The sequence below is a fragment of the Bacteroides zhangwenhongii genome, assembly GCF_009193325.2.
Taxonomy (GTDB): Bacteria; Bacteroidota; Bacteroidia; order Bacteroidales; family Bacteroidaceae; genus Bacteroides; species Bacteroides zhangwenhongii.
Map to the genome: position 1 here is coordinate 3,164,408 of NZ_CP059856.1, position 14,377 is coordinate 3,178,784.

A 14,377-nucleotide genomic window follows, 5' to 3' on the forward strand; every position below is an offset into this window, starting at 1 on the left:
CTTATTTAAATGCAATGTCCTGTGCGTATATGCTATAACAGAACGATTGGTTGTTTACGAATAAAATTGAATTTGAATTTTGCCTGCTTATACAGGCGTGAATCACGTAGATACACAAAAACTATCCATCAACCCCTAAGGGTCATGGTACACATGGATGTGACTGTATGTGGATAGTACTTCATCATAGTCCTTGTTTCTACTCTTGTTTTTGATAAGTGTCGCAAAAGTAATAATAAAAACGTTCAATCTATCACTTTTTTCGGTTTTTTTCTGATAAAAAGAATATTTCATAGTAATCCCTTATTGCAGCAGAGAGTCACTTTTATATCATTTTGCTATAAATATATCATTTATATTAGTATATTTGCGAATATAAATACGTAAAATCGACTTATGATCCTTATAAATACTTCCGTATTGCTAATATATACCGGCGGAACAATTGGAATGATTGAGAACGCCGCAACAGGTGCATTGGAGAATTTCAATTTTGAACAACTCCAAAAGCACATCCCCGAATTGCAGAAATTCAACTTTCCGATAGACACCTATCAGTTTGATCCGCCGATGGATTCTTCGGATATGGAACCGGATATGTGGCAAAAGCTGGTTCACGTTATTCATGACAACTATGAACGCTATCAAGGGTTTGTAATCTTGCACGGCACGGATACGATGGCATATACCGCTTCCGCACTCAGTTTTATGCTGGAAGGGTTGGACAAGCCTGTCATCCTGACGGGTTCTCAACTTCCGATAGGGGTACTTCGCACGGATGGGAAAGAGAATCTGATGACAAGTATCGAGATTGCCATCGCACGGAACAAGGAGGGAAAAGCGCTCGTACCGGAAGTCTGCATTTTCTTTGAAAACCACTTGATGCGAGGTAACCGCACAACGAAAATCAATGCGGAGAATTTCAACGCGTTCCGTTCATTCAATTATCCGGTACTGGCGGAGGCGGGAATTCATATCAAATATAATAATGTACAGATTCATGCGAACGGAGAGGAACATAAGTTGAAACCACACTATCTGTTGGATACGAACGTGGCTGTACTGAAACTATTCCCGGGAATTCAGGAAAATGTAATTGCTACTGTTCTAGGAATCGAAGGGCTGAAAGCGATTGTACTCGAAACATACGGTTCCGGCAATGCTCCCCGTAAAGAGTGGTTTATCCGAAGACTTTGCCAGGCCAGCGCACAAGGGATTGTAATCGTCAATGTGACACAATGTAGTGCGGGAATGGTGGAGATGGAACGCTATGAAACGGGATATCAACTATTGCAGGCAGGCGTTGTCTCCGGTTACGACAGCACGATGGAGTCCGCCGTCACCAAATTAATGTTCTTATTAGGACACGGATATACCCCGGATGAAGTGCGTGACCGGATGAACCGTTCGATAGCCGGAGAGATAACTATATAGGCATACATCTATTTCTATTAGGCAGGGATAACTTATTTCTAATAAATTATCCCTATTTTTGTACCCTACAACGAAGAAAGGAAGTTCGATGGCAAAAGAGAAAACCGTATATGTATGCAGTAATTGCGGACAGGATTCACCGAAGTGGGTGGGTAAATGTCCGTCCTGTGGGGAGTGGAATACGTATGTAGAAGAAATTGTGAGAAAAGAGCCGGTCAACCGTCGTCCGGTGTCGGGGATTGAAACGCAAAAGCCCAAACCGCTTGCGCTTGCCGATATAGTGGCGGATGACGAACCGCGTATCAATATGCACGATGACGAATTGAATCGTGTATTGGGCGGGGGACTGGTACCGGGTTCTCTGGTCCTGATAGGCGGTGAACCGGGAATCGGCAAATCTACGCTCGTCATGCAGACTGTATTGCACATGCCGGAAAAGAAGATTCTTTATGTATCGGGCGAAGAGAGTGCACGTCAACTAAAGCTCCGTGCCGACCGTCTCTCTTCTATTTCCAGTGACTGTCTCATTGTTTGCGAGACTTCCCTCGAACAGATTTATGTACATATCAAGAATACGAATCCCGATCTGGTGATCATCGACTCCATACAGACTATTTCTACCGAGAGTATCGAATCGTCTCCCGGAAGTATCGCACAGGTCAGAGAGTGTTCGGCGTCTATTCTTCGTTTTGCGAAAGAAACGCATACACCTGTGTTGCTGATCGGGCATATTAATAAAGAAGGAAGCATTGCAGGACCTAAAGTGCTGGAGCACATCGTAGATACAGTTCTTCAATTTGAAGGTGACCAACATTATATGTACCGTATTCTACGCAGTATCAAGAATCGTTTCGGTAGTACGGCAGAGTTAGGTATTTATGAGATGCGTCAGGATGGGTTACGCCAAGTCAGCAATCCTTCCGAGCTTTTGCTAAGTCAGGATCATGAGGGGATGAGCGGGGTAGCCATTGCTTCCGCCATTGAGGGAATCCGCCCGTTCCTGATTGAGACGCAGGCTTTGGTGAGTTCTGCTGTCTATGGAAATCCGCAACGCTCGGCAACCGGTTTTGATTTAAGAAGGATGAATATGCTGCTGGCTGTTCTCGAAAAGCGCGTAGGATTTAAGTTGGCTCAGAAAGATGTGTTCCTGAATATCGCCGGAGGATTGAAAGTTAATGATCCGGCCATTGATTTGTCTGTTATCAGCGCCATCCTTTCTTCGAATATGGATGCGGCTATCGAACCGGAAGTTTGCATGGCAGGAGAAATCGGCCTGTCGGGGGAGATACGTCCCGTGAATCGAATTGAACAACGTATCGGTGAAGCTGAAAAGTTAGGTTTCAAACGTTTCTTGCTGCCTAAATATAACTTGCAAGGGATCGACACCCAAAAACTGAAGATAGAACTAGTACCGGTGAGGAAAGTGGAAGAGGCGTTCAGGGCTTTATTCGGTTAGGTTCACCACAGAGGACGCAGAGGACACGGAGGAGTGATTAATCAAGTAAATAGATAATGATAGAAGATATTAATAATTTAACGAGTAAAGTGCTGGGATTAGCTTTTGAGGTGCATACTCAATTGGGAGCGGGTTTACTTGAAAGTACATACGAGAGCTGCTTATTCTATGAATTGAGAGCAAACGATATAGATGTAGAAAGACAAAAGAAATTACCTATAATCTATAAAGGAACCCAATTAGATACAGATTACAGAATAGATTTGTTGATAGATAACCAACTCATTATAGAATTGAAAAGTGTGGAAATGCTGCAACCGGTACATTCTGCCCAACTATTGACATATATGAAACTTAGCCATCTAAAATATGGACTATTAATAAATTTCAATGTTCCTCATTTAAAACAAGGAATCAAACGCTTTATTATCTAAAAATTTAAACTCTGTGACCTCTGTGTCCTCTGTGGTGAAAAAATATGATACAAGAATACCAACTCCGCATCCTCCCCGAAATTGCTGTAAACGAACAGAAATTAAAGGAATACCTTTCTAAAGAAAAAGGTTTGAATCTGCGTGACATCACTGCTACCCGAATCTTGAAGCGGAGTATTGATGCACGCCAACGGACAATCTTCGTCAATTTGAAGGTGAGGGCATACATCAATGAGATGCCTCAGGAAGATGAGTACGAACATACTATATATAATAATGTAGAGGGAAAACCGCAAGTAGTGGTTGTCGGTGCCGGTCCCGGCGGACTGTTTGCAGCCTTACGCCTCATAGAACTCGGATTACGTCCCATCGTCATCGAACGCGGAAAAGATGTGCGTGAGCGTAAAAAAGACCTGGCACAAATCAGCAGAGAACACACTGTTGATCCGGAATCAAATTACAGTTTCGGAGAAGGAGGTGCAGGAGCTTATTCGGATGGAAAGCTCTATACCCGGAGCAAAAAAAGAGGAAATGTAGATAAGATTCTGAATGTATTTTGCCAACATGGAGCTTCGACCTCGATATTAGTAGATGCGCATCCGCATATTGGAACAGACAAGTTGCCACGCGTCATTGAGAATATGCGGAATACCATCATCGAATGTGGTGGAGAGGTGCATTTTCAAACTCGTATGGATGCACTGATTATCGACAACAATGAAGTGAAAGGTATCGAGACGAATACAGGAAAAACGTTTCTCGGACCGGTCATCTTGGCAACCGGACATTCAGCAAGAGATGTGTATCGTTGGCTGGCCGCCAATAATGTGACGGTTGAAGCGAAAGGGATTGCTGTCGGTGTCCGCCTGGAACATCCTGCAATGTTGATTGACCAAATACAATATCATAATAAAAACGGACGGGGCAAATACCTGCCTGCCGCCGAATACAGTTTTGTGACACAGGTAGAAGGCAGAGGAGTATACAGTTTCTGTATGTGTCCCGGTGGCTTCATCGTTCCTGCCGCCAGCGAACCGGAACAGGTGGTAGTAAACGGCATGTCTCCATCCAATCGTGGCTCACGTTGGAGCAACTCTGGAATGGTAGTGGAAATTCAACCGGAAGATTTAAGAAGTGGAGAGTTGAGAATTGAGAGTGGAGAGTTGGCTGCGCAACAGAATGAGCGGCTGCTCACTATCAATCCATCTCTCAATCATTCTCAACTTTCAACTCTCAACTCTCAACTTCTCCCCCTTCACTTTCAAGAGGAGCTGGAACGTCAATGCTGGTTGCAAGGAGGAAGACGACAGACTGCTCCGGCACAACGTATGATGGATTTTACCCGTAAGAAATTGAGCTACGATTTACCCGAATCTTCTTATAGTCCGGGAATTATTTCTTCTCCGCTTCATTTTTGGTTGCCGCCATTCATCAGTAAAAGGTTATCTCTCGGTTTCCAGCAATTCGGACGTAGCAGTCACGGATTTCTGACTAGTGAAGCGGTAATGGTTGGTGTCGAGACACGGACTTCTTCGCCTGTACGCATTGTACGCGACAAGGAAACATTACAGCATATAACCGTCCGCGGTCTATTTCCTTGCGGAGAAGGAGCGGGTTATGCCGGAGGTATTGTTTCTGCCGGAATAGACGGAGAACGGTGTGCGGAAGCCGCTGCTAATTATTTACATCATTAATCAAAACCCTGCAAACTGATGACTACCCAACCCGAAATAGCAATCATTGAACCCAATACACTCAGTAGTTTAGGACTCAAATCCATATTGGAAGAAATCATCCCGATGGCTACCATTCGTACTTTCCACCGTTTCAATGAATTAATGGATGACACACCGGATATGTATGCCCATTATTTCATATCGGCACAAATCTATGTAGAACACAATGCTTTCTTTCTTCCCCGAAAACGAAAAACAATTGTTCTGGCCAGTGACAGTCCGCAGTTTCAACTTTCCGGTGTACCGGTTCTCAATATTTATGAGCCGGAAGAGGAACTGGTGAAAAATATCCTGAAACTCCACCAACATGCCCATCAAAAAGGATACCCGGTAAAGGATATGCCGCCAATGATTCCGCCAGCGCATCATCAGGAACTTTTATCTTCCCGCGAAATCGAAGTACTCGTACTGATTACCAAAGGGCTGATCAATAAAGAAATTGCAGACAAACTGAATATCAGCCTAACTACCGTCATTACACACCGAAAGAACATTACGGAGAAATTAGGAATCAAGTCCGTTTCAGGACTGACTATTTATGCTGTAATGAACGGATATATCGAAGCCGACCGCATCTAATTCACCACAGAGGACACTGAGGACACAGAGAATACAGAATTTTTAGAATCCTATTATACCTCTGTGTCCTCTGCGTCCTCTGTGGTGAATCAAATCCTAATAAATGAGGATTGCCTGCCAACTATATTTGCCGTTACTTTGCACCGGACAAATAAACTGCAAATGAAGACAAAGATTATGATGCTTGCCCTCACCCTCCTGACGACAGGAACCGTATGGGCCGAAGATTTCCCAAAAGACTCACTGAAAGTAGTGGATATGGAAGAGGTGGTAGTAATAGCCACTCCGAAAGAGAATCGCAAACTACGTGAATTGCCTATAGCCGCCACCGTCTTATCACAGGAGAATATGCGTGCCAATCAGGTTCATTCCGTGAAGAACCTTACAGGTATTGTTCCCAACCTGTTCATCCCTGATTATGGCTCGAAATTAACGACTTCCATCTATATTCGTGGAATCGGTTCACGTATCAACACACCGTCCGTAGGACTTTATGTAGATAATATCCCTTATATAGACAAATCCGCCTTCGATTTCAATTATTGCGACATCGAACGTATCGACGTACTTCGTGGCCCTCAAGGAACACTTTACGGGCGTAACACGATGGGCGGACTTATCAAGGTACACACAAAATCTCCTTTCACCTATCAAGGGACCGACATCCGCATGGGAGCGGCGACATACAATAATTATAATGTTTCGCTTACCCATTATCACCGTATATCCGAACGGTTCGCCTTTTCTACCGGAGGATTTTACGAACATACCGGAGGATTCTTTGAGAACGCAGCACGAAATAATGAGAAGGTTGACCGAAGCAACGCCGGAGGTGGACGATTTCGTGGAGTTTACATACCGACTTCCAATCTGAAAGTAGATATAAACCTGAACTATGAATATAGCGATCAGGGCGGATACCCCTATTACTATACCGGAATCGCTCCCAGCGCTAAAGAAAGGGAAGAACCTCTCGCAGAAGACCGTGCAGACTACATTGGTAAGATTTCATATAACGAGCGCAGCAGTTATCGTCGGGGATTAATGAATGCCGGCGTCAATCTGGAATATCAAGCAAGAAATTTCATCCTCAGTGCAGTTACCGGCTATCAGAATCTGAATGACCGTATGTTCCTCGACCAGGACTTTACAGAACGAGCGGTTTATACACTGGAACAAAAGCAAAAGTCAAATACAATTTCCGAAGAGATCGTGTTTAAATCAAAATCCAACAAAAGATGGCAATGGGCAACAGGAGCTTTCGGACTGTATCAGTCCTTGAACACCAAAGGTCCGGTGACTTTTTGGGAAGACGGGGTGAAAGATGTTATCGAAGGAAGTGCAAATACAGCCTTTGCCGGTATGCCTGCAAACGCCCCGAAATTACATTTAGCAATCAACAATCCTACTCTGTTGGTAGGAGGAGACTTTGATACTCCTGTTTGGAATGCGGCTGTTTTCCATCAGTCTACATTGAATGACCTTTTTGTGAAAGGCTTGTCTCTTACTGTCGGAGTACGTCTGGATTATGAGAAGATGAGCATGAAGTATAAATCGATCAGTGCCCCTACAGACTTCAACTTCAGTATGAAGATGGCGTCACGGCCACCAATGCCGTCTGTATCAGTAGAAGCTAAGAACCTGATTGCCAATGCCGGTTATGACGGTAAGATATCAGATGATTATGTTCAACTGTTACCTAAGTTTGCTCTGCAATATGAATGGAAAAAGGGCAATAATGTATACGCAACCGTGTCGAAGGGGTATCGGTCGGGCGGCTACAACGTACAAATGTTCTCCGATCTTATTAGTGGAGACTTACAGAACTCCATGATAAATGCTATAAAAGAGAGCGAGCAGTTCGCCAAATTCGCTGCAATGATTGACAAATATGCCAAGAAAGCGGATGTCCCCGAAGTAAAAGAGGCGACACGCTACAAACCCGAATATTCATGGAACTACGAAGTAGGAAGCCATCTTACCCTTTGGGAGGGTAAACTTTGGGCAGATCTTTCCGCTTTCTACATGGATATGCGCGACCAACAAATTTCCCAATTCACCGGAAGCGGCTTGGGGCGTACCACCGTCAATGCAGGGAAAAGCCGCAGCTATGGTGCCGAAATGTCTCTTCGTGCAAGTCTGACTAATGAATTAAGTCTGAACGCGAGCTACGGATATACCTATGCTACCTTTACAGACTATATCGAATATGAGAGAGAAGATGAAGAAACGCTCAAAGTCAGAGCCGATTACAATGGCAAGTATGTTCCTTTTGTCCCCAAGCATACATTAAATATCGGTGGAGAATATGCCATCACTTGCAGCCCACGTTCTATCTTCGACCGGGTTGTATTCCAGGCGAACTATAACGCTGCCGGACGTATCTACTGGACTGAACTGAACGACGTCAGCCAATCCTTCTACGGCACGCTCAACTGGAGAACGAATCTGGAAATCGGTGATGCAATAATTAGTTTTTGGGCACGCAACTTCTTGAATAAAGACTATGCCGCCTTCTATTTCGAAACAATGAACAAAGGTTTCATGCAGAAAGGACGTCCAATGCAATTTGGGATAGATCTTCGCTGCCGCTTCTAATCATTTTTACTCATTAGGATATTATTTAGTCTTTTTATTGTCAGCTAAAGTTTTCACCCACATAGAACAATGATTTTCAACCGATTAACAGCTGACAATAAACGCTGACAATAACCCCAAACAGGCTGACAATAAAAGTTCCGGACTTTTATTGTCAGCCTGTCTCTTTGTAGATCAACAGCATGGAATACGGGATAAAAGGACGTATGTCCCTATAAAGTTTGCATTATAAAGCCGTTATACTTTATTTACCCAATCAGTATTGTTCTATTAGACTTACGTTATTCTTAACTCTCCACAGCCGTGGTAGCTTCTCTTCATGGCCGTGGAGAGATCTCACCACGGCTGTGGAAAGAAGTCACCACGGCCGTGGAAAGGTAAAGGTATCGGTACCTTCCCGCAACTATACCAGCACTTTAACGGAACTTTATCAATGCTTTGACATTAGTTTACCTACTGCTTAATGATAACCGCCAATCATCACTCGTTAATTGCCCCGCAATAAGGACATATACCTTTCTCTTTCAGTTTCTCCCCGCAATGTCCACAGCGATACTTATACCCGATGTTCCGATAAACCTTCTTCGTAAAAACCAGTATAAAAAAGATCAGGAATAAATAACCGATATAGATATGTGTCATCAAGATAAAAAAGAAATAACAGAAAATACAGCAGGACATCAGTCCCAGCAGATAAAAGATAGCTGCAGCGGGAGTCAATTGCCGAAACAAATCATCCAACACCGCCAAAGCGACTATCAGAAACAACCAGATACTAAACAGGAAAACAGAGAGTATGAAAGGTACTTTGAATGGAGATAAAGTCGGATTGAAATAAAAATGTTCCCACGTTTCCGGCACAAAGACCTGCATAGACTCATAAATCGTTGCACTGAACGCCATCAGCAGGCAGAGAAATAATGGATAAATGCTGTCTATATCATTAAAATAAACCATCTGCAACTGCTTCTTCCGGAAAGCACGAAGCAAATAAACGCCTACAAACAGGGCAAAAATAACAACAAAATAAGAAGCGTGCGTGTCACTGAAAAGATGAATGGCCTGTGAAATACTGTCGGTCGGAACAAACGACCTCTTCAAATCCACCTCACGTATCCAACCCTGTTCATCCTGCGTATGCGCCAATTTAACCCAAACGCTATCCACACTATCGGCCGGATGAATCGCAAACTCTGCGACGACTACCTTATCTCCTTTATTCAATTGAATAAAAGTGTCCTTTATCGGAAGACGTTCCAGAGCTATGGAATCATCCACTACTTCCAGATTCGTATCCCACGTGTAGTGACGTTCATAAAGATAGGTCAATGAATCTTTTGTTTTCTCTAACAACTCCTCCGAATCCAGTAGCGGAGCCTTATAATAACAGGAAGATAGCAAAAATAAACATAATAGCAGGTTCATCACATTTTTTACCACAGAGGACACAGAGGATAAAAAGAGGAAAGAGAAAAACTTTCTACACTTTTTCTGCCCAACATTCAAACGATCGGTGTCAGAAGCATGAGTGAAGATGCTACCTTCACTATATCCTCTGTGTCCTCCGCGTCCTCTGTGGTAGAAAATAGTCTTCATTGCGCCGCCTTTACTTTCATTTGACAATTTTTGCAGTCGAACTCCAAACGGAAACGTTTACCATCACTGGACATCAGATAATAGGGTTCTTTGAAAGGTGAACGAACCCGTTGGTGAATAGGACACCATCCCATACTGTAACGTAGACAGTGTTTGCAGAACATCAGTACCGCATTCTCCACTGCTTCTTTTTCGTACGCCATAGCAATACGCTGTACCCCATGTTCCTCATAGAAAGAAACTGCATGAGTGTTCATAACATTTCCCAAATACGTCAATGTTGTTTGCGGAAAAGCATGATTCGTTTGTTTCCATACTGACAATTCCTGGCGGTAGTTTATCCGGCGGGCAGCTATTAATTTTTCAACTGCCTGACGACGGTAATCGGCTAAGACCGAAACTGGGAGAAACCAATTATCAGCAAATTCAACTTCTATCACTTTTGCTTCGAAAGGTGTATTTCCTAATTTAGCAAGTTGCGTTTTCAGATTTTCCGTCTGCGGTGTACGTGCCAATTCCTTTTCATGGGGAAAAGCCAATGTGATACTGTTATCATCTTCATCGGTCAATCGTAACGAAAAGCCAAATTCGTTATCAGTAAGCAAGATACGCACTTCTATCTTCCTTTCAGCGGACTTCCGTGAAAGTACACGCTCAAACTCTTGGTCAAAATTACGGTACAACACAGTACGGGGCTTGATACGGGGCATTTCCTGTGGATACAGTTTATTACCATCTACACGATTAATACGGAACCCCTGCAAACGTCCTTGTTCGTCGAGATAGCAAACTCCATCGCCATTGTTAAATGACTTCAATCCGGCAACTGTCAGATAATTACCGCGAGCCTCCTTCATTGTTCCCATCTCCTCACCCAGCGACTTAGGGGTATCAAAGGAAAAAATTTCCTTATCACGACCGTGCAGGAAATAATGTGTAAAACCACGACTGAAACTCTTATCCAGTTGCGGCTTAAATTCGAATCTGCACATTCCCGAAGAAGCCCGGACATATTCCGGACGACGGGCAAAAATAGCATCCAATTTCTGACGATAGGCCGCTGTCACGTTCTTCACGTATGATACATCTTTCAACCGGCCTTCTATCTTCAACGAAGAAGCTCCGGCATCCAACAACTGCTCCAGCTCGTCGCTCTGATTCATATCTTTCAGAGAAAGCAAATGCTTGTCCTTCACAATGACTTTCCCATCGGAATCTACAAGGCTAAAAGGTAAACGACAGAATTGTGCACATTCACCCCTATTTGCGCTACGCCCGAAACAGGACTGACTGACATAGCATTGCCCGCTATAGCTAACGCAAAGCGCTCCGTGTACAAATACCTCCAAAGGAGTCTCCGGACAAGCGGTATGAATATTTTTTATTTCACGCAATGATAATTCGCGCGCCAAAACGACTTGTCGGAAACCTGCCTCCCAAAGAAATCGCACCTTTTCCGAAGTACGGTTGTCCATCTGCGTACTGGCATGGAGAGGTATCGGGGGGAGATTCAGTTTCGTGATTCCCATATCCTGAACAATCAGTGCGTCCACTCCAATCCGATACAGGGCATGAATCATCTCCTCCGTCTCTTTCAGTTCTTCTTCTTTCAGGATAGTGTTGACCGTGACATAAATACGCGCATTATACAAATGGGCATATTGCACCAGTGCCTCAATATCCTCCAAAGAATTTACAGCCGCCGCACGGGCACCGAACTTGGGAGCACCGATATATACCGCATCCGCACCGTGATTAATGGCCTCAATACCACATTCCAGATTCTTCGCCGGAGCGAGAAGTTCTATTTTACGCTGCTTTATCATTTGATGTCATTAACATTATAAGGTGTTTCCTGATAAACAAAGTAGTTTAACCAATTGGAGAACAAAAGGTTTGCATGAGCACGCCAACGCACCAACGGTCCCTTATCAGGATCATCATCTACATAATAATTACGAGGTATTTCTATCGGCAAGCCTTTACCCAAGTCACGACGATATTCCGTATCCAATGTCAACGGAGAATATTCCGAATGTCCGGTTACAAAGAACTCACGTCCGCCACGTGCCATTACCATATACACTCCCGCATCTTTCGACTCGGAAAGCAATGTCAGTTCCGGTACCTTCAAGATATCCTCCCTACGTACCTCTGTATGACGGCTGTGCGGCACATAGAAACAATCATCAAAGCCACGAAAAATAGAATGGTAAGGTTCCAATACCCGATGTTCGAAGATACCGAACATCTTCTTTTCCAACGGATATTTAGGAATTCCATAATGATGATAGAGCCCGGCCTGCGCCGCCCAACATATATACAAAGTAGAAGTCACATGCGTACGTGCCCAATCAAAAATTTCCGTAATCTCATCCCAATAAGTCACTTCCTCGAAATCCATCTGTTCCACAGGTGCTCCCGTAATAATCATACCATCATACTTCTCATGACGCATCTGGTCAAAATCCGTATAGAACGCCTTCATGTGTTCTATCGGTGTATTCTTGGAGGTATGACATTTGATCTTCATAAACGAGATCTCCACCTGAAGCGGAGTATTTGAAAGTAAACGCACCAAGTCCGTCTCCGTCGTAATCTTCAACGGCATCAGGTTCAGAATGACAATCCGTAGTGGACGAATGTCCTGCTGCGTAGCACGGGAAGTATCAATTACAAAAATATTTTCTTCCTTCAATAGCTCTATCGCAGGTAGTTTATCGGGTAAATTTAAAGGCATAATCGCTATATATTAGTAATTTGAGTGCAAAAATACGAAAAATATAGCAGATTATAGGGAGGTTGCTTATTTAGAAGACGTACAAATTAAGTCAATTTAATCATAGAAGCATAACAACTAATCAATAAAAGCTTTACTTTTGCGGAATAAAATTAGTACTAATAATTTAAATCTTAGAAAAATGGCTTACGTAATTAGTGACGATTGTATTGCTTGCGGAACTTGTATTGACGAGTGTCCGGTAGAAGCTATCTCTGAAGGTGATATCTATTCTATCAACCCGGATGTATGTACTGACTGTGGAACTTGTGCAGATGTTTGCCCGTCTGAAGCTATCCACCCAGCTGAATAATACAATCTACAACAAAAAGTATAGGCTGCTTTCTATTGAAGGCAGCCTTTTTTTCACCACAGAGGACGCAGAGGACACAGAGAAGAAAAAATGAAAGGAATGATGTGTCCGCCATCCTTATAAATTAAAAATCCCCCTTGCCACAAATGATTTGTAGCAAGGGGGATTTCACTAAAAGGAGAGTTGCAACACATCTCCCAAACTATTTTACTCTGTGTCCTCTGCGTCCTCTGTGGTGAACTCTTATTTCAATTTAGCCAACGCTTCCTTGATTCGGCGGATAGCCTCCGTAATATTTTCATCACTTGTTGCATAACTCATGCGGATACATTCGGGAGCGCCGAATGAAGTACCGCCCACACAAGCCACGTGCGCTTCTTCAAGCAGATACATTGCCAAATCATCCGAGTTTTCAATCTTACGGTCCCCTTTGCTCTTTCCAAAGAAATAGCTACATTTCGGGAACAAGTAGAAAGCGCCTTGCGGAACATTCACTTCAAATCCCGGAACATCTTTCGCCAACTTCACAATCAAATCACGGCGGCGCTCGAATGCTTTCTGCATTTCTTTCACCGGTTCTTGTGTTCCTGTATATGCAGCCTCAGCAGCTTTTTGAGAAACAGAGCAAGGACCTGAAGTGTACTGACCTTGCAATTTATTGCAGGCCTTTACAATCCATTCCGGTCCGGCAATAAATCCGATTCTCCATCCGGTCATAGCGTATGCCTTAGACACACCGTTTACAATCACCGTACGTTCCTTCATTTCCGGGAACTGGGCAATACTCTGATGTGCACCGATATAATTAATATGTTCGTAGATTTCGTCAGCAATAACAATGACTTGCGGATGTTTAGCCAATACAGCTGCCAAACCGGCCAATTCTTCCTTGCTATATACAGAGCCTGTCGGATTGGACGGAGAACAAAGAATCAATGCTTTTGTTTTCGGAGTGATAGCAGCTTCCAATTGTTCTGGAGTAATCTTGAAATCTTGTTCGATACCTGCCGAAACGATGACAGGAGTACCTTCCGCCATTTTCACCATTTCCGGATAGCTCACCCAGTAAGGAGCAGGCACAATTACTTCATCACCCGGATTTACTAATACAAGAATTGTATTACAAACAGATTGTTTCGCACCATTTGCACAAGAAATCTGAGCGGCTGTATATTCAAGGCCATTTTCTTTTTTCAGCTTCTCAACAATAGCATTGCGCAAAGCCGGATAACCCGGTACCGGAGAATAACGGGAAAAGTTATCATCTATGGCTTTTTTCGCAGCTTCTTTGATGTGGTCGGGAGTATTGAAGTCCGGTTCTCCTACACTTAAATTAATAACATCAACGCCTTGTGCCTTGAGCTCGTTGCTCTTCTGCGACATAGCAAGTGTCGCCGACGGCGACAAGCTGTTCAAACGATCTGATAATTGATTCATTTTGTATCTATTTTA

11 protein-coding genes are annotated in these 14,377 nt (G+C 43.5%); 7 read left to right on the forward strand and 4 right to left on the reverse strand.

Annotated elements, in window-relative coordinates; translation table 11 throughout:
- Nucleotides 1-396 precede the first annotated feature (396 nt).
- From GD630_RS12690 to GD630_RS12715, 6 genes are all read left to right on the forward strand, one after another.
- Complete coding sequence (locus GD630_RS12690) at nt 397-1,434, forward strand: asparaginase (protein WP_143869097.1); 1,038 nt, start codon at nt 397-399, stop codon at nt 1,432-1,434.
- A gap of 88 nt (nt 1,435-1,522) precedes the next feature.
- The gene (gene radA / locus GD630_RS12695; protein ID WP_007756975.1) at nt 1,523-2,890 is read left to right on the forward strand and encodes a DNA repair protein RadA; all 1,368 of its coding nucleotides are present in this window, start codon (nt 1,523-1,525) and stop codon (nt 2,888-2,890) included.
- 59 nt (nt 2,891-2,949) lie between these two features.
- On the forward strand, nt 2,950-3,324 hold the full coding sequence (locus GD630_RS12700; protein ID WP_143869118.1) for a GxxExxY protein: 375 nt from the start codon (nt 2,950-2,952) through the stop codon (nt 3,322-3,324).
- A 44-nt stretch (nt 3,325-3,368) separates the two neighbouring features.
- Nucleotides 3,369-5,018, forward strand: a complete 1,650-nt coding sequence (locus GD630_RS12705) for an NAD(P)/FAD-dependent oxidoreductase (protein ID WP_143869099.1) — start codon at nt 3,369-3,371, stop codon at nt 5,016-5,018.
- Nucleotides 5,019-5,036: 18 nt separating this feature from the next.
- Nucleotides 5,037-5,639, forward strand: coding sequence for a helix-turn-helix transcriptional regulator (locus GD630_RS12710; RefSeq protein WP_143869100.1), 603 nt, complete (start codon nt 5,037-5,039; stop codon nt 5,637-5,639).
- A gap of 162 nt (nt 5,640-5,801) precedes the next feature.
- Nucleotides 5,802-8,237, forward strand: a complete 2,436-nt coding sequence (locus tag GD630_RS12715) for a TonB-dependent receptor (RefSeq protein WP_182505606.1) — start codon at nt 5,802-5,804, stop codon at nt 8,235-8,237.
- Nucleotides 8,238-8,717: 480 nt separating this feature from the next.
- On the opposite strand, the gene GD630_RS12720 is transcribed toward GD630_RS12715, so the two are convergent.
- From GD630_RS12720 to metA, 3 genes are read right to left on the reverse strand one after another with little or no spacing between them, the layout of a single operon-like run.
- Entirely contained in the window at nt 8,718-9,833 is a 1,116-nt protein-coding gene (locus GD630_RS12720) for a zinc ribbon domain-containing protein (protein ID WP_143869102.1), read from the reverse strand.
- A complete protein-coding gene (locus GD630_RS12725) occupies nt 9,830-11,659 on the reverse strand; it encodes a peptidase U32 family protein (protein ID WP_143869104.1) in 1,830 nt (609 codons plus the stop codon). Before GD630_RS12725 ends, GD630_RS12720 begins: the two co-directional genes overlap by 4 nt.
- Nucleotides 11,656-12,573 (reverse strand): homoserine O-acetyltransferase MetA, encoded by a 918-nt coding sequence (gene metA / locus GD630_RS12730; RefSeq protein ID WP_143869106.1) that lies wholly within the window; start codon nt 12,571-12,573, stop codon nt 11,656-11,658. Before metA ends, GD630_RS12725 begins: the two co-directional genes overlap by 4 nt.
- Before the next feature lie 181 nt (nt 12,574-12,754).
- On the opposite strand from metA, the gene GD630_RS12735 reads away from it, so the two are divergent.
- Nucleotides 12,755-12,925 (forward strand): DUF362 domain-containing protein, encoded by a 171-nt coding sequence (locus tag GD630_RS12735; protein WP_002559159.1) that lies wholly within the window; start codon nt 12,755-12,757, stop codon nt 12,923-12,925.
- 243 nt (nt 12,926-13,168) lie between these two features.
- Here the strand turns inward: GD630_RS12735 and GD630_RS12740 are convergent, their stop codons facing one another.
- Entirely contained in the window at nt 13,169-14,362 is a 1,194-nt protein-coding gene (locus GD630_RS12740) for a pyridoxal phosphate-dependent aminotransferase (RefSeq protein WP_007767423.1), read from the reverse strand.
- Nucleotides 14,363-14,377: the final 15 nt, after the last annotated feature.